Here is a 16,861-nt window from a genome sequence, read left to right on the forward strand (position 1 = left end):
TGAGGGATTCAGCGGTTCGTGTCGATCACCCTTGCGTCCGGGAAGTTCAGCGCTTCCTCACCCTCATCGCTTGCCCCACTCGGCCCGCCCGAGCCCTTCACAAGAGACTGTCATGGCCTGGATCGACGCACTCTTCACCCGCATGGTCGAGCTCGGAGCTTCCGACCTCCACATGTCCTCCAAGACGAAGCCCCAGTTTCGCCTCCACGGCGACATGGTCCCGATCCAGGAGTGCGCGGTCATCGAGCCGGATCAGATGGCCCAGATCCTCCGCGAGATCGCTCCCGCGGACGCCTGGAAGGACTTCGAGAAGAACAACGACCTCGACTTCGCCTACTACCTCCCCGGCGTCGCACGCTTCCGCGTGAACTTCTTCCAGGACAACCGCGGACCGGGCGCCGTCTTTCGCCAGATCCCCGAGGAGATCCTGACCTGCGATCAGCTGAACCTGCCCCCGGCCGTGCGCGAACTCTGCTTCCTCTCGAAGGGTCTCGTGGTCGTGACGGGCCCGACCGGCTCGGGTAAGTCGACCACGCTCGCGGCGATGATCGACCACATCAACAAGAACCGCGCGGACCACATCCTCACCATCGAGGATCCGATCGAGTTCGTACACAAGGACCAGAAGTGCCTCATCAACCAGCGGGAGGTCGGGGCTCACACGGCGTCGTTCAAGCGCGCGCTGAAGGCCGCCCTGCGTGAGGACCCGGACATCGTACTCGTCGGCGAGATGCGGGACCTCGAGACCATCGAGATCGCCATCGAAACCGCGGAGACGGGTCACCTCGTCTTCGGCACGCTGCACACGACCACGGCGGCGAGCACCGTCGACAGGATCATCGACCAGTTCCCCGCGGACCGCCAGTCGCAGATCCGCACCATGCTGTCGTCGTCGCTGAAGGGCGTCGTTGCGCAGACGCTGTGCAAGAAGCAGGCGGGCGGCCGCGTCGCCGCGCTCGAGGTACTGCTCGTCAACTCGGCCGTGAGTTCGCTCATCCGCGAGGGCAAGACCCACCAGATCACCAGCTCGATGCAGATGGGCGGCAAGGTCGGCATGCGCCTGCTCAACGACTCGCTCGCCGAGCTCGTTCGCACCGGCACCGTTTCGCCGAGCGAGGCCTATATCAAGGCCGTGGACAAGGACGGCTTCGTGAGCGCGATCAACGCCGCGGGCGTTCGCTGGGACGCTTCGATGCTTTCGAACGGAGGCGCGAGCGCACCCGGTACGGCGCCGCATCCCGCGCCTGCCCAGCAGCAGCAGCAGCAGCAACCACAACAGCAGCAACAGCAGCGCCCGCAGCCGCAACCCCAGGCTCCTGCCGCTCCGCTGCCGTCCCAGGCCCATGACCAGGAGATGCCGCCGTCACCTGTCGCGGACCCGTTCGAACAGTTCAAGAAGGGTCGCACCTGATCCGATCGGGGGAGGGCAGCGCACTGGCGCTGTCCTCCCCCGATGTCTTCCGCGGACTCTTCCGCGCCTACTTGGACCGCGTGCGAAGCTCGACGATCCCATCGCCGATCACGAACTCGGAGGTCGTCGTGCCGCTGAAGTACTGACGGGCGAGCGACGCGACGTTCCGCATCGTCTCGGTCATCGTCATGAGGACCGCCTCTTCTTCGTCGCCGCCGTCTTCCATGTCCTGATCGGGGAGCCACACCTCCGGGTTCATGGAGTCCATCATGGCTCCCAGTCCTTCGAGCGCGTCGGCCATCGCCACCGTCGGCTGGATCGTGATGATCGCACCCGATGCGCCAGCGACGGCCCCGGCGAGGTCCTTGTCGTCCAGAAGCGCGGCGACGCCTTCCTCGCCCTTCATGCGCGCGAGATACGCCTGGCTGCCTGCGGCATCCGACGAGATCAACAGCCGCCCGTTGCCCACGCCGATCGTGACCGGCAGGCCCGTCGAGGCGTCACTGCGCCAGAGCTCCATCTCCTCCGTGCCGCCCGCCACGGCGAACTGCTCGTTCGTGATCGTATCGCCCATGCCGGACATCTCGAGCAGCGAGTCGAAGAGATCCAGCAGCGGATCCGTCTCTTCCGTGAGCGCGATGAAGGTCGTGCTTCCGACGTTCGTCAGCGCGAGCAGCGAGCCACCTTGTTCCGTGGAGGGAGCGGTGCTGAAGCCGAGGAACTGGCCCCTCATGGGGCCCACGATGTCCTCCAGGAGGTCGACACCGACGGCGGACTTCGCGGCGCTCAGTCCTCCCATGGCCTGCTCGTAAGCGTCCTCGGAGAATTTGCGCGTGGTGTCCAGGGCCCAGCGCGTGAAACCGTTGATATCGAACGCGCCGACCGTGGCGCTGATGGAACCCGCCGGAGCGGCGGCCAGTAGGGATTTGTCGGCCTCTCCGAAGAAGCCGAGCGCCTTTCCGATGAGCGACGTCGAATCGAAGGGCGCATAGAGGTTCCAGTTCGCCGTCTCGCCGAGGCCGAGCTCACCGGTCCCGTAGACCCACTGGACCGAAGAAGCAGCGGTCTTCAGTTCGTCCATGAGCTTGTCCATGCCGTCCGCGGAGCTTCCGCCTCCGATCGGGAGCTTGCCGTTCTCGTCGAAGCCGGTCTCTTCCGTGGCAGTGAGGTCGGAAAGATCCAGGGCGAATTCGAAGGCCGCGCCGGGGCGGCGCCGCTCGGCGATGCCCTTGTGCAGAAAGAGCGGCGGCAGTTCGCCCTCGGCGAGCGAGGCGAGGCAACCGCTGGCGACGGCCTTGGACCCTTCCACCGTGGGCGTGGACAGGACCATGATCAGCCCTTCGAATTCGTAGTAGAGCTCGGCGCGTCCAGCAGCACTCAGGAGCACTTCGTGCCCACCGTCGATCGTCTCGACCCGGGCATCGCCTCCGATGAAGAGCCTCAGGAGCGCCGCCGTCTTCTCGCCGCCACGGACGATCAATCCCAGCGACGCCTCCTGATCGTCGAGACCCGTCGCGAATCCCACCAGGTCCGTGGAGTCCTCGAGGGCCCCGAGGACGCGCTCGCGCCACTCCGCGACCTCGGACTCGGTCACGTCGTCGCCCACGGCTGCGAGAACGGGCCCGAGCAGACGTCCCCACTCCGCGTCCGTGGCGAAACCCACCCAGCGGTTGGTTTCACGGCTGGCCATCAGCGCCTTGGGGTTGGGCAGGTGGATGACGAGGGAGGCCTCGGCGGGTAGCGCAGCGAGCAGGCCGGCCTCCACCGGGAGACCCGCGGTCGGGCCGCCGAGGGACGCTACAGGGAGCAGGAGCGAAGCGAGGTTGGGGATCCACATCGAGGCGAGGGGTAGGGTGAAAACAGAACGTGAACAGTGCTGTCGGCACAGCGGGGAAGACTCTTACTTCCGACCGAGTCAGCCATTCGGCCAGAAGCCTAAACTGGCCGACAAAGAAGGGATGAAGGTCCCTGAAATTCACCCGAATGCCCATCAACGGGCGACTTCACGGCGATCCATGGACATCTTCACCGCTGCGGCCCTCTGGGCGGCCTCTTCCTGTCTCTCCCCGCTCCCGTCCGATCCCGGCGACCCGCAAACGAGGGCCTCTGTGGGAATCGGAAATGCTGGCCCTGAATCGAGCCCTGAATCGAGCCCTGAACCCAGCTCGGAAGCGAGCCAGCCAACCGCGGAAACGCGCGCGCTGAAGTTCGAGGAAGTGGCCGGGAAGCCGGGGGTCGACCAGATTCGATTCAGCGCGGAGATGCCCTCGTGGGACTGGGGAGGTGAGGATCGAAGCGCGCTCGCGCGGCGTGAGGGCCGCGACAAGGCGACGCTTTTCGATCCCGCCAGCGGCAAGGAACTCCCCGATCAGAAGGCGGCCGCCCCTGGCGACTCGGACGCGCCCTCCGAGCTCGCGCTCACGATCGAAGACGAGATCTCCCGCGCTTTCGGGACCCGCTACTCCGACAAGGCGGTCGCCAAGATCGCGAAGGCTCTCGCGATGAAGGCCGAGCAGACCTCCCGGGACGGAAAGGCGCGCCTCGTCTACCTCGATGACGAACTCTGGGTCCGCCTCGAAGGTCACGCGCCGACCGTCGTCGCACGCGGCGCCGACGGCGAGATCCGCTACGACCGCCTGTCGCCGAACGGCCTCTGGGTCTCCTGGGTCCGCGAAGGCGACCTCTTCCTCGCCGACACGGCCACCGGTCGCGTGCGCGCCATCACTTCGAACGGCGGGCCCGATCAGTTCAACGGCGTGCTCGACTGGGTCTACCAGGAAGAGATCTACGGCCGCGGCGACTTCCAGGCGCACTTCTGGTCGCCGAGCGGCGAGCACACCGCGTTCATCTCGCTCGACGAAAGCCCCGTCTACGAGTTCACCGTCGTCGATCACATCGAGGACGGCCACTTCCGCGTCAAGGCCGAGGTCACGAACTACCCGAAGGTTGGCGATCCGAACCCGATCCCCGAGGTCGGCATCGTCAACGCCGAGGAAGGCGCGATCGCCTGGGTCGACCTCTCGCGCTACGACGGCCAGGAGATCCTCATCGTGCGGGTGGGCTGGACGCCGGACGGGGCACGCTGCCTCGTGCACGTGCAGGATCGGATCCAGACCTGGGCCGACGTCCTCAGCGTCGATCCGGAAACGGGGAAGGGCGACGTGCTGATCCGCGAGACCTCCGACACCTGGACGGAGCGGCCCGAGGACCCGACCTGGCTCGGGGACGGCTCGTTCCTCTGGCAGAGCCACCGCACCGGAACGAATCACATCTACCGCTACGCGGCCGACGGGACGCTGATGAACGCCGTGACGAGCGGCGAGGGCAACGTCCTCGGCGTCGAACACGTCGAGGAGCCGACGGACAGCAGCCCCGGCCACGTCTGGTTCGCGTCCACGGCGGCGGGGGACATCAACCGCAACGTGTACCGCGCGTCGCTCGATGGCGCGAGCACCGTGCGCCTGACCCACGGTGAAGGCACGCACAGCGTTTCCTTCAACGGAGATCGGACGATGTTCGTCGACAGCTACTCCAGCTTGCAGAACCCCGGGCGCGCGGTTCTCTGTGACGCGGACGGCAAGGAGATCCGCGAGCTGAGCCGCGCGACGATCGATCACGCGGACGAGTTCGCCCTCGGCACCTGGGAACTCTTCAAGGTGAAGACGCGCGACGGCGTCGAGCTGGACGTGTCACTCCTGAAGCCGGCAGACTTCGACCCCGCGAAGTCCTACGCGATCAGCGTCGCGACCTACTCGGGACCCGCGGCGCCGTCCGTGCGCAACCGCTGGAACTCCAGCGCCTACTACCAGTTCCTCGCTCAGCAGGGGATCCTGACGATGCAGGCGAACGTGCGGACCTCAACCCTGCGCGGTCAGAAGGCGACGTCAGCCCTCTACCGTCGCGTCGGGCTCCAGGAAGTCGACGACATGTCGGACGTCGTCGACTGGCTCACGGCGAACCCCTGGGCCGACGGCGATCGCGTCATGATCTCGGGCTTCAGCTTCGGCGGCACGATGACGGCGAACTGCCTGATGCGCACGGACAAGTTCAGGCTCGGGTTCGCGGGCGGCGGCGTCTACGACTGGCGCATGTACGACACGATCTACACCGAGCGCTACATGCGCACGCCCGTCGACAACCTGGAGGGCTACGAAAAAACGTCGGTCCTCGCCCAGGCCAAGAACCTCGATCCCAAGAGCCACCTGCACCTCTTCCACGGGATCATGGACGACAACGTGCACGTGCAGAACCTCTACCAGATGGTCGAGGCGCTCATGAAAGCGGACAAGACGAACTGGAGCATGATGGCGTACCCGCAGACGAGGCACGGCATCCGCTCCAGGGACATGTCCTGGCACGCGAAGCAGACCGAGTGGCGGCTGATCCAGGAGCACCTGCTCCACCGGTAGCCACCCGCATCCGCGTCTGGCTACAGGAAGTCGATCTGCAGGCCGTCCGAGAAGTTCGAGGTCGGCATGCCGCCCGACGAGTCGCGGAACCAGGTCTGCCAGTTCCAGGTTTGCCCCGGCTGGACGGCCACCGCGCCGTTCGGCTGCGGCACGCTCGCGAGGTCGAGGACCAGCGTGATCTGCCCGGCCACGCCTGAGTTCTGGATCTGACCGGGGCCGACGTAGCGACCGACGGTGCCGGTCACGCAGAGGTTGCCGGAGCTTCCGCCGGGGTTCGCCGCGAAGCCCTGGAGCGGGCTGACGATGAAGAATCCGAAGGCGAGCTGGGGCATCTGAACGCAGGTGAGCGTGACGTCGTTGTCGGCAGCGACTCGCGAGCCAACGGCCTGCATGGCGGCGGATTGGCCCGAGGAGTTCACCACGGCGGGGCCGCAGTAGTTCATGCCGAGTCCGGCCACGGTGCCCGCCGGCAGGACTTGCACCCCGTTGATCGAGTCGGAGAAGACCGTGAAGTCACACTGGATGACGAGCGGCTGGCCCGCGGACACGGTGACCGTGTGGATCGCGTGGGTCACGCCGAGTACGAAGCCCGACGAAAAGTCGCCGCCGACCGACTGAAGCGGGTCGGCAGAACCTACGACGCTGACGGTGGTGAGGCCGGTCGGATCGTCGGGCGCCATCGCGTAGGTGACGACGTCGTAGGAGCCGGGGGGCAGGTTGTTCAGGCGAATTTCGCTCGGGCCATCCACGTAAAAAATGTCATCGATCAGCGCCTGGTCGTCGCCCGTGGTGAAGGGCTCATCCGACTCGAAGTCGATGAGGCCCAGGCCGAGCGAGTCGCACGTCAGGGTGACCGCTGTCTGCGTCCCGTTGATGTCCACGAGTGGCGGGGTCGTGTAGCTGGTCGCGCCCAGGAATTGATCCGTGTCCACGATGTCCCATTGACCGCCGATCGGAGCCGCTGCTGCGTAGCCGGTGGTCGGAACACCGAAGCCGAACGAGAGGCTGCCGAAGTCCACGAAGATGGAGGGTTGCTGCGCGGAGGCGGAGGCCATCAGGGCGGCGGCCACGGTGAGGAGCGGGAGGCGATGCTTCATGGTCGACTTCGTTCGCTGGCTGGGGTCGGACGGAGCGGCACGGTGCGGAACTCCTTACACAAGCATAGCCCTGTCAGGCGATTCGTGGTCGCCTCGGGCCCGGGCCGGGAGACCGTTGGGGGACGGAAACGTGCCGAGGTTGTGTTTCAGGGCGAGTCCCCTCAGGATCTGGCCATGCAACAGCCTCTCTCCGCCATCCCGAAAGCGCTCACGCCCTCTCGCCGCACCCTGATGGGCCCCGGGCCCTCCGACGTGGACGATGCCGTGCTGCTCGCGATGGCTCGTCCCACGCTGGGGCACCTCGACCCCGAGTTCCTCGTCGTGATGGACCAGCTCCGCGAAATGATGCGCGCGGTCTTCCAGACGAAGAACGACCTCACCATGCCGATGTCCGGCACCGGTTCTGCCGGCATGGAGACCTGCATGGTGAACCTCCTGGAGCCGGGCGATCGCGCCCTGATCGGCGTCGATGGCGTATTCGGAACCCGCATGGCCGAGGTGGCACGTCGCACCGGCGCGGAGGTGACCGAGGTGAAAGGCGAGTGGGGACGCGCGTTCACCGCCGATCAGCTGCGGGCCGGCGCGGAGCACGATCGCTACGACCTGGTGGCCGTGGTGCACGCGGAGACCTCGACGGGCGTGCTGCAGCCGATTCCGGAAGTGCGTGAACTCGCCGACGACCTGGGGGCTCTGCTGCTCATCGACTGCGTGACGTCCCTCGCCGGACACGCGGTGAAGATCGACGAGTGGGGGGTCGACGCGGCCTACTCTGGGACGCAGAAGTGCCTCTCCTGTCCTCCGGGGCTGTCGCCCGTGACGTTTTCGCCGCGCGCGGTGGAGAAGATGGATCGCCGGAAGCACAAGGTGCAGTCGTGGTACCTGGACCTCTCGCTCATCCGCGGGTACTGGGGCGAGGAGCGGAGCTACCACCACACGGCGCCGATCAACATGCTCTACGCGATGCACGAGGCGCTGAGGCTGGTGCTGGAGGAAGGCTTGGAGGCGCGATTCGAGCGGCACGCACGGAACTCGGCGGCGCTGCGGGAGGGCCTGGCGGAGCTGGGCCTGGAAGTGCGAGTGCCGGAGGCGGAGCGTCTGAATCCCCTGACGACCGTGGCGATCCCGGACGGCGTGGACGACGGCAAGACGCGGCGATTCCTGCTGGAGAAGTACGGCCTGGAGATCGGCGGCGGCCTGGGCCCGATGAAGGGGAACACCTGGCGTATCGGCCTGATGGGGGCCGGTTCGACGATGCAGAACGTGACGCTGTGTCTGGCGGGCCTGAAGGACGCCCTAAGTCGACGCTGAAACCTTGAGTCTGCCCCCCCGGATAGAGCACAGTCCCCGGTCGGCGCGCGCGGCGCTCGGACGGGGGGTCCGGGGCCATGGTGCGTCTTCGCCCCATGAACAAGTCACTCCAAGCCACCGCATACTCCGTTCTGCTCGCTCTCCTGCCCGCCTGCGGCAGCAGCACCAGCGCCACCTTCAGGCCGGGTGAAGACGGCACGCCGTCCACGATCGAGTACCTCTCGAGCACCCCGCGCGTCGATCTGCCGGGCCGGGTCTCCGTCACGGTTCGCGTCCTCGAGGCCGACGGCACGCCCGCCGCGGGCCTCACGGGCGATGACTTCGACATCTACGAGAACGGCTCCCTCGTCTCCCGGAGCGAGAGCTTCCAGCAGATTCGGCCCGAGCCGCAGTTCTACCGCTCGTACCTGCACCTCGTCCTCGACCGAAGCAACAGTGTCCAGACCACCGGCGAGACGGCCCTCAAGGCGGGGGCGCGCGCCTTCGTCGAGCTTCTCGCCAGCGACGACGAAACCACCTTCGTCAAGATCAGCTGGTTCGATGGATCCGACGATATCTACCCGATCCCTGGCCACGACATCGGCTACACCGACAGTCGCCAGGACCTGCTAGACGCCATCGATGACCTCGACCGGGAACCGCCCAGCAACGGCTCGACCAACCTGTACGGCGCCATCGTTTCGGGCATCGACGACCTGAGCCTGGTCGATGACGAGGCCCAGCTGGCGGGGGTCGAGAATCGATCGCTCACGCTGGTCACGTTCACCGATGGTACGCACCAGTCCGGTGACAACGTGACGCTCTCCCAGGCGCAAGCCAAGATCGCGGGCTCGACGATGGCGGGCAACTCCTACAACGCCTTCACGATCGGTGTGGGCCAGGAGATCGATCCGGTCGTCCTCGGCCTCCTCGGCCCGAATGGAAGCGTGGCGGAGGCCAACCTCGCGGCACTTTCCACCGCCTTCCAGAACATCGGTGGCCAGGTCCGCGATCTCGCCAATAGCTTCTACTCTCTCTCCTATTGCTCTCCCAAAACATCCGGCACGAACCGACTGACGATCTCGGTCGTGGGAGATCCGAACGCGGCGGGGAACGGCGACCCGCTCGAATTCAATGCCGACGGATTCGGCGCAGGCTGTGCTTTCCTGGACGTTCGCTCGGCGCCGGAGGTGGGCAACGGTGAAGGACGACTCTTCGTAGCCGATGCGATCGAGGGGATCAACGGTGCCGTGTACGCCGTCGGCTGGCGGACCGCCGGCTGCCTGGAGCCGGGCTGCGGCACGGACTCCACGGCGTTCATCGCGAAGTTCAAGGCGAGCCCGTTCGATAGCGAAGATCCGGCTGCCGACGGCCGCCTGGATCTCTCGTTCGGCACCGGCGGGTACCTGGCTCTGCAGGACGCACAGTTCGACGTGAGCGGCGCCACCTCCATCGCTCGCAGTTCGCTCCAGAACGGCGGGTTCGTCATCGGCGGCTGGGCTCGTGCGAGCAGCGCGAGCGGATTCAGCAAGGCCGTCGTCTGGGAAGTCGACGCGAACGGGACGACTGCGACGCGCACGGATCTGCCGAGTGTCAACGGCATGCCCGAAGCCAATCAGGCCATCGTCGATCTCATCGCGCTGCCAGGCGGCGAGTACGCGGCTGGCGGGTTCTACGGCACGTCCCAGAAAGCCTTCGCGATCTGGCGACTCTTCCCGAACCTCGACGTCGACGCGGCCTTCGGGACCGGCGGCGTCGTGCTCGGCCCCGGCGCCGCCATCGAGAACCGGGGCGTCAAGGCTCTCACGCTCGGCGCGGGCTCGCGGCTCTACGCCTGCGGTGAACTCGGTAGCAGCATCCGGGTCCTCGCGATCGACAGCGCCACCGGAGCGTTCATGTCCGCCTTCGACGGCGACGGCATCCTGGACCTCTCGGGGGTCGTCGCAGGCTCGGCCTATCCGGCCCGGCTCGGTGGGATCACGCTCGACGGCCAGGGGCGTCTCGTACTGGCAGGCTCGATCGTCGGCGCGCCTCCGCAGGTCGGGACAGGAACGTCCCAGCCAGCGCTCTGGCGTCTCCTGAGCTCCGGCGTGCTCGACACGTCGTTCACGGGCAGCGTGACCTCGCCGACGTCGGGTACGGGCCTCGTGACGCTGCGCTCTTCGATCACGAACCAGACCAACGACGACTTCGGTCGCGACACGGTGCTGAACAGCGTGGCTTTCGGGCCGGATGGCACGATCGTCGCAGGGGGCTACCGAATCAACGGGGAGACCCACACCGACCTCGCGATCTTCGCCTTCGACGACGAAGGGATCTCCTCCGGCGATTACAACTTCGTGGGCTTCGCCATCCACGACGGCTCGGTCTCGGACGACTCGTTCGAGCGCGGCTCGGTCGTGAAGGTTCTTTCCTCCGGGGCGATCTGGGCCCTCGGGGCGGGGTACCCCACCGAACGCGACCCCGTCAGCGGGAACCTCTCCCGCTCCGGCGTCGATGTGCCGGTGGTCTGGGTCGATCGTGACCCGCTCCGGGCTTTTTCGCCGATCGGGGACTGATTCTTACCCCGGATGGACGGGGGGAGTGTGACCCTGGGCAGCAGGCAGGCTAACTCCCTGTCCCGCGGAGCCGAGTCTGGCAAATCGCCCAGGCTGTGCTGCCCCCTCCGCTTCTCACCAGGTGTGGCCCGAGCCACTCCGCGGCGAACATGCCCTTACCAGGGGCCGTCCCCCGCTCCCCTCCCGACCGCCATGAAGAATCGCACTCAGTCTCGCTCGTCCGACCTGCCCGGCACGCTGCCCCACCTGCTCCAACGGGTCGCTGGCCCGGCGCTTCGCAGCGCCTGCGGCCTGGCCGCCGCGGGCCTCGCGCTCAGCGCCTCGGCCGCCGCCCAGTACACGTCCTTCACGGACACCACTTCGCTCGGTACGGATGACATCCAGATCACCCCGAACGGGCGCTACGCGGTGACGCGCAGCACGGCCATCCTCACGGAGACGGACGTCTTCGAGATGGCCACCGGGCAGATGGTGCTGCGAGTGGACTCCACCCTCGGACCCGACTGCAGCAGTCCCACCAATGCCTCGTGCTCGGGGCCCTGCAACGACGCTGTCGAGGTGACCAATTCGCGGGCGATCACGCTCGGCCAGCAGGTTCAGCTGATCGACCTCTCGACGACGCCTCCGTCGCAGATCGCTGAGATCTACTGCGGCATCTTTCCGCGCGACGTGTCCATCTCCAGCGACGAGCGCTACGCGATCGTCCGCGGTGGCAGCGGGCCGTCCGGCGGCACGTACGTCATCGACATGGCGAACGGCAACGTGCTGCTCTACTCGGCGTCGGAGCCGCAGGCCTGGCAGCTCCAGCTCGGCAACGATCTGTCCGCCGCTTCGGATTTCCACGGGGTCACGCTTTCGTACGACGTCTTCACCGATGAAACGGACGTGCTCGTGGTCGAGTTCGATCCGTCATCCGGCGGTGGCCCGAGCGTCGTCCTCGATACCTCGCTGACGACCGGGCTCGCAGGCGATCCCATGGACGTCGCGATCACCCCCGACGGCACGCACGCGGTCGTTCGCGCCGAGGACGAGATCGGGCTCTACCGTCTCGACGGCGTGAACACGACGCTCGTCCGGAGGTTCTCGGCCTTCCCGGGTCCGATCGTTCCCTACGCCACCGCGGCCTTCGATACGGTCGTTGCCAGCGACCGCTACTGGGCGTCCTTCAGCCTCGGCGATCCGAACACGGCGGCCGGGTACATCAACGTCCAGGACATCGCCACGGGCATGACCTGGTTCGCGTTCCTCGACGGCACGCCCCGCGACCTCGCGCTCACGCCTTCGGGCAACTCGCTCCTGGTGCACACAGGGCGCAAGATCTACCGCTGGGACCTGACGAACCTTCCGGTCGGTCCCGCGCTCGACATCACGACCTTCCTGCCCTTCCCCGCGACCGCCGCGGGGCTCCTGGCGGGACTCGACTCGGTGGTCTGCACCGAGGACCTCGCCGCCGTCATCGCGCCGAACGGCACCGAGACGCGCCTGCGGATCTACGACCTCAAGGCGTCCACGACGCCGACGCGGATCTTCGGTCAGGCGATCCCAGGCATCCCGATCGACGTGGAGATCACGCCCGATGGCACCTACGCCATGGCGGTCACGCAGGAGGGCTACCTGGTCGTCGATCTACGGACGCTGACCTCCCGCCTGGAGGTCAGGCGAATGGACCCGAACGTCGGCTTCCCCTGGGCGGACGGCGCGTTCATGCACCCCAAGCACGCCGTGGCAGGGGGGATCGGTGATATCCTCTGGTCGAACTGGCTGGAAGGTATCGACCTCGTCAGTCGCGAGGAGCTTTCCTGCCGCTCCTTCGCCAACTCCACCGGCGAGGTCGGCGACCTCTTCGCCCTCGGATCGACCCGCGTGAACGAGAACGATCTCGAGCTGCACGCGCGCTTCCTGCCGCCCAACTCGGCCGGCCTCTTCTTCCTGTCGAGCGGCACGGGCTCCCAGCCCCTCGGCGGCGGCAAGCTCTGCCTCGGCGGCACGATCCTCCGGCTGCCCGTCGTCGTGGCCTCGGCCGAGGGTTCGGTCTCGTTCCCGGTCGACCTGACGAACCTGCCGCCCGCGGGCGCGGGCATCGTCGCGGGCACCACCTGGTACAGCCAGCTCGCGCACCGCGACCTCCCGGCGTTCGGCTTCTTCAACTACACGAACGCCAGCGCGCTGCTTTTCGAGTAGCCAGGGTGGCTTTCCAGGCCTGAAGGCCGTTCCATTCGTCGCCGCCCGAAGCAACCGGGCAGGCGACGGATGGAACGGCCTTCTTCACAGCATACGCAGATCGTGCTGCGCGCAGCCCAGCTGCTGCACTCCTACGGGACGCCCGCGCACCGACTGGAGCGCGTCGTCACGCACCTCGCGGCGTCGTTCGGGCTGGAGATCCAGGTATTCTCCACGCCGACTTCGATCTTCGTCAGCTTCGAGGGAGAGACGACGGATCGCGTGCGACTGCTGCGGGTGGACCCCGGCGGCGTCGATCTCGGCAAGCTCGTGGACATCGACATCCTCATGGATGCGATCGTGGCCCGTGCGGTGTCCTCCGGGGAGGCGATCGAGCGGATGGAGGTCCTCGACGCGCGCCCGCCGCGCTGGTCCGGGGGCTGGAGCGTCCTCGGTCACGCCCTGGCCGCCAGCACGGCCGCGCTCTTCTTCGGGGGCCAGCCCATCGACATCGGGCTTTCCCTCGTCCTGGGAACGCTCATCGGGCTCCTGGAGATCGTCTCGGCGCGCCGGCACGGGGTCGCGGGGGTCTTCGAGCCGCTCTCCGCGTTCCTGGCGGCCTTTGCCGCCGTCCTGGCTGCCCATTTCTCCCACGGCGCCGTGAACGACGGCGTGGTCGCGCTGGCCTCGATCATCGTGCTGATTCCGGGCCTGTCGCTGACCGTCGCCATGCTGGAGCTGGCAACGCGTCACCTGTCGTCGGGGACCTCGCGCCTCGCGGGCGCGGCATCGGTGTTCCTCACGATCGCGTTCGGCGCGTATCTCGGCCGGATCGCGGGCTCGGCGGTCCTCGGCCAGCTGCCCGAACTCGTGACCCTTGCGCCGTCCGGATGGATCACGGCGTGGTGGGTGACAGCGGCCGCCATCGCGATGGCGGCGCTCGGGTTCGCGCTGCTCTTCCGCGCTCGCCTCGCGGAGTTCCCGTGGATCCTCGCGGCGGCGGGTACGGGCTTCACGGTGGCGCGTACCGTTGCGAACGCAGCTGCGCCCGAGAACCGCGCGATCGTCTCGGCCTTCGCCGGTGCGCTGACCGTCGGTCTCTTCGGCAACGTCTACGCGCGCGCGGCGGATCGGCCCGCTACGGTGACCATCCTGCCGGGGCTTCTCGTGCTCGTGCCGGGCTCGATCGGCTACCGCGCGCTGACGGCGTTCGCCGATCACAACGCGCTAATGGGAATCGAGAGCGCCGCCGAGATGCTGTTGATCGCGGCGGCGCTCGTGGGCGGATTGCTCGTCGCCAACGCGGCGCTGCCGCCGCGTCGCATCCTCTGACTCCCTACAGCGACAGGCCGAGGACGAAGCTCAGCTGGCCGTAGTCCGTGTCGTAGGTGTCGTCGAACAGGTCCACCTGGGAGCCGAAGACGCGCCGGAAGTCGAGGCCGAGGAAGAGCACGTCGCTCAGGTCGAACTGGACGCCGCCGTGCAGGTAGAAGCCGACGGTGCTGTCGTCGTCCTCGGCTTCGAGGAAGCCCTGGGCGCGCCGCTCGCTCATGTTGATGAGCGTGCCGCCGCCGCCGATGTAGGGTCGAACGTTCGAGCGGCTGAACTCGGCTCGAACGCCTGCCGAGACCTCGGCCATGTCGCGCTCGACGTTGAAGATGCCGCCGGTGAAGTTCGCGGAGGGGGGCAGCGAGACGTTGTCTTCCTCGTCGCCCGCAAAGTGGAACCCGAACTCGAAGCCGAGCGTTCCAGGCTCGACCGCCTGGGCGAACTCGACGCCGAAGGCGTACATCCTCTCGGCGGCCACGATCGAGTCGTCGAGCAGATCGCGTCGACCGAAGAGGAACGAGATGCGACCGTTCGCGGGGGCCGAGTAGTTGCCGCGCTCGTGGGGAGGGATGGGGTCGACGTACCCGCTGTCGTAGTAGCCCGGGTCGCGTCGACGCTGGGCGCTCGCTGCCGTGACGCCGGGTTCGTACGAGGCCGGTTCGTAGGCGGCTGACATGGGCGTCGGGCGTCCGGCGCTGCGAAGGCTGTAGCGCCCGTCGTCGAAGCGTCGGTCGTCGTCGCGGCGAGAGTCGGCGACCCGGTCGTCGTCGCGGCGGTCGTACCAGGACGCGCGCTCGGGCTGATCCCGCTGCTCGCGATAGGAGCGGTCGCTCTCCTGATAGCGCGCTCCCGATCCGTCGGCCACCGAGCGCCCGCGCTCGGCCATCGGGCCAGCCATTGGAGGAGGCGTCACGCAGGACGCGAAGAAGAGAAGGAGAGGCAGGGGTGCCAGGGCCTTGGTGCTGACTCGCATGGGGGTCGCCATAAGGGGCCGGCGGATGGGGGCCAGAAGTCTAGGCCACCCGCACAGGGATTCACGGTGCGCGTTCCAGCAAGGCACGCCTGCGATGGGCTCCTTACCGGACGGATACAAAGAGGGCTACGTTCCTGACGGCGGAACATAGCCCTTTTCGGTGGGAATCGGGCCCCTCTGGCCCGGATTCGCGCCCATGGAGGCGCCTCATCTCCCTTCCGTGCTTAGAGGTAGCCGAGGCCCTTGAGCTTGTCGAGAGCCCCCTTGTCACCGGACGATTCGACGGCCTTCTGGAGCTCGCCGAGTACGACCACGATGGTCTCGTCTTCGGGCCAGGTCTTCTTGCCACGATCCATCACGTCGATGGCCTCGGAGAGATGGCCCTGTTTGGCCATGCGGTTGACCACGTACTTGACGTCGGCCGGGTCGATGAAGTCCTTCTGCTCCGTCATCGTCTTGAGGAAGAAGTCCTTGGCCTTGCCGGGGTTCTCGGCGCTGAGGGCTTCCGTGTAGCCGATCACGAGGTCCTTGTGGGCGTCGGTGCCCTTTTCGACCGTCTTGAGCTGGGGCTCGATCGCGGCGATGGCTGCGGCGTAGTCGCCCTTTTGGATGAGAGCCATGGGGTCCGCGGCGGCATCACCACCGCAGGCGGAGAGGGTCGCGAGAAGGGTCGCGCCGAGGATCGAAGGGAGAGCTTTGGTGAGTCGCATGGGCGATGGGAGCCGGGTCAAAATGAGACAGGTGAGGACCGCGCGGGTCGGCCAAATCCTAGCCGGTTGGCCGGGGCACGGTCGAAGACACCCGTACGGAACCTCCCCTCGGATGTGAGCACGATCACGCGGGGCCACGGGGCCGTCGGTCTCGCGCTGGCGGTTCTCACTACTTCCGTAGGTAGAGCCAGATGCCCGCCTGACCTTTGTAGCCGTCGGTGGTTTCTGACTTCGTCTCCGCGTAGCCGCCGACGAGAAGATCGAGGTCCCCGTCCTGGTCGTAGTCCACGGGGTCGGCGTAGAGCCCGCGGCTCGGGGCGGTGCCGTCGGGGTCGGTGATGGGGGCGATCAGGGCCTTGGCCGCCGCGAAGCGCGGGGAGCCAGCCTCGCCTTCGTTGCGGAACAGGTAGACGCCGCCGAGGACGGAGCGATCCTTCGCGCCGAAGCTCCCGCAGACGATATCGGTCACGCCATCCGCATCCCAGTCGACGAGGCGCAGCGCGGTCACGCCGCCCGCGAGCGCGAAGGGCTCGCCCCCCGCGAGGACCGGCTCGTTCTCGGTGCCAAAGACTGGCGCGCCGGCCTTGCCTTCGTTCCGGCGCAGGAACACGTTGTCCGTGTTGTAGCAGCCGAGCAGCAGATCGAGGTCGCCGTCCGCGTCCCAGTCGAACGCGACCGCGGTGGTGCACTGGGGCTTGAACACGTCGGTCCAGCCCTTGCCTTCGAGGCTCCACATCATCTGTAGCCCGATGCGCTGACCGTCGCGATCCAGGACGTGCTCGGGGTCCGCGAATCCGCCGCGCTCCTTCGTCTCCGCGCTGGCTTCCAAGCCGCGGGCGACGTACACCGCGCCTTCGTAGGTCGCCGTCAAGACGTCCAGGAGACCGTCACCGTCGAAGTCCACGAACTGTGAACCCATGCCGATGC

General features: G+C 67.3%; 11 protein-coding genes. 6 read left to right on the forward strand and 5 right to left on the reverse strand.

From position 1 onward, the window contains the following. Positions 1–112: 112 nt before the first annotated feature. On the forward strand, positions 113–1,411 hold the full coding sequence (locus Poly30_RS04200) for a type IV pilus twitching motility protein PilT (RefSeq protein WP_145194772.1): 1,299 nt from the start codon (positions 113–115) through the stop codon (positions 1,409–1,411). A gap of 67 nt (positions 1,412–1,478) precedes the next feature. On the opposite strand, the gene Poly30_RS04205 is transcribed toward Poly30_RS04200, so the two are convergent. Next, positions 1,479–3,248: a hypothetical protein gene (locus tag Poly30_RS04205; RefSeq protein WP_419190931.1), complete on the reverse strand. Its 1,770-nt coding sequence runs from the start codon at positions 3,246–3,248 to the stop codon at positions 1,479–1,481. A 178-nt stretch (positions 3,249–3,426) separates the two neighbouring features. Here Poly30_RS04205 and Poly30_RS04210 point away from each other — a divergent pair, with 178 nt between their 5' ends. Further along, positions 3,427–5,820, forward strand: a complete 2,394-nt coding sequence (locus Poly30_RS04210; protein ID WP_419190932.1) for a DPP IV N-terminal domain-containing protein — start codon at positions 3,427–3,429, stop codon at positions 5,818–5,820. Positions 5,821–5,840: 20 nt separating this feature from the next. On the opposite strand, the gene Poly30_RS04215 is transcribed toward Poly30_RS04210, so the two are convergent. Continuing rightward, positions 5,841–6,917, reverse strand: coding sequence for a hypothetical protein (locus tag Poly30_RS04215; protein WP_145194775.1), 1,077 nt, complete (start codon positions 6,915–6,917; stop codon positions 5,841–5,843). 174 nt (positions 6,918–7,091) lie between these two features. Between Poly30_RS04215 and Poly30_RS04220 the strand changes: the two genes are divergently transcribed. The 4 genes from Poly30_RS04220 (at position 7,092) to Poly30_RS04235 (ending at position 14,254) form a co-directional block, all read left to right on the forward strand. After that, positions 7,092–8,225 (forward strand): pyridoxal-phosphate-dependent aminotransferase family protein, encoded by a 1,134-nt coding sequence (locus Poly30_RS04220; RefSeq protein WP_145194776.1) that lies wholly within the window; start codon positions 7,092–7,094, stop codon positions 8,223–8,225. Positions 8,226–8,320: 95 nt separating this feature from the next. Beyond that, positions 8,321–10,762 carry a vWA domain-containing protein gene (locus Poly30_RS04225; protein ID WP_419190933.1) on the forward strand — a complete coding sequence of 814 codons (2,442 nt, stop codon included), beginning with the start codon at positions 8,321–8,323 and terminating at the stop codon, positions 10,760–10,762. A 192-nt stretch (positions 10,763–10,954) separates the two neighbouring features. Next, a complete protein-coding gene (locus tag Poly30_RS04230; protein ID WP_145194778.1) occupies positions 10,955–12,943 on the forward strand; it encodes a YncE family protein in 1,989 nt (662 codons plus the stop codon). A 102-nt stretch (positions 12,944–13,045) separates the two neighbouring features. Continuing rightward, positions 13,046–14,254, forward strand: coding sequence for a threonine/serine exporter family protein (locus tag Poly30_RS04235; protein ID WP_419190934.1), 1,209 nt, complete (start codon positions 13,046–13,048; stop codon positions 14,252–14,254). A gap of 4 nt (positions 14,255–14,258) precedes the next feature. Here the strand turns inward: Poly30_RS04235 and Poly30_RS04240 are convergent, their stop codons facing one another. The 3 genes from Poly30_RS04240 to Poly30_RS04250 form a co-directional block, all read right to left on the reverse strand. Continuing rightward, entirely contained in the window at positions 14,259–15,224 is a 966-nt protein-coding gene (locus tag Poly30_RS04240; RefSeq protein WP_419190935.1) for an outer membrane protein, read from the reverse strand. 224 nt (positions 15,225–15,448) lie between these two features. After that, a complete protein-coding gene (locus Poly30_RS04245) occupies positions 15,449–15,934 on the reverse strand; it encodes a hypothetical protein (RefSeq protein ID WP_145194781.1) in 486 nt (161 codons plus the stop codon). 169 nt (positions 15,935–16,103) lie between these two features. Then, a complete protein-coding gene (locus Poly30_RS04250) occupies positions 16,104–16,853 on the reverse strand; it encodes an FG-GAP repeat domain-containing protein (protein ID WP_145194782.1) in 750 nt (249 codons plus the stop codon). Between the last annotated feature and the right edge of the window lie 8 nt (positions 16,854–16,861).

The organism is Saltatorellus ferox, assembly GCA_007751475.1.
In the GTDB taxonomy this organism is placed as follows: domain Bacteria; phylum Planctomycetota; class UBA1135; order UBA1135.

Bases quoted from the DNA above. Each gene is read 5' to 3' on its own strand.
- Poly30_RS04225 (WP_419190933.1), top strand. From the start codon at position 8,321: ATGAACAAGTCACTCCAAGCCACCGCATACTCCGTTCTGCTCGCTCTC.
- Poly30_RS04205 (WP_419190931.1), bottom strand. From the start codon at position 3,248: ATGTGGATCCCCAACCTCGCTTCGCTCCTGCTCCCTGTAGCGTCCCTC.
- Poly30_RS04200 (WP_145194772.1), top strand. From the start codon at position 113: ATGGCCTGGATCGACGCACTCTTCACCCGCATGGTCGAGCTCGGAGCT.
- Poly30_RS04240 (WP_419190935.1), bottom strand. From the start codon at position 15,224: ATGCGAGTCAGCACCAAGGCCCTGGCACCCCTGCCTCTCCTTCTCTTC.
- Poly30_RS04230 (WP_145194778.1), top strand. From the start codon at position 10,955: ATGAAGAATCGCACTCAGTCTCGCTCGTCCGACCTGCCCGGCACGCTG.
- Poly30_RS04215 (WP_145194775.1), bottom strand. From the start codon at position 6,917: ATGAAGCATCGCCTCCCGCTCCTCACCGTGGCCGCCGCCCTGATGGCC.
- Poly30_RS04245 (WP_145194781.1), bottom strand. From the start codon at position 15,934: ATGCGACTCACCAAAGCTCTCCCTTCGATCCTCGGCGCGACCCTTCTC.
- Poly30_RS04210 (WP_419190932.1), top strand. From the start codon at position 3,427: ATGGACATCTTCACCGCTGCGGCCCTCTGGGCGGCCTCTTCCTGTCTC.
- Poly30_RS04220 (WP_145194776.1), top strand. From the start codon at position 7,092: ATGCAACAGCCTCTCTCCGCCATCCCGAAAGCGCTCACGCCCTCTCGC.
- Poly30_RS04250 (WP_145194782.1), bottom strand. From the start codon at position 16,853: ATGGGTTCACAGTTCGTGGACTTCGACGGTGACGGTCTCCTGGACGTC.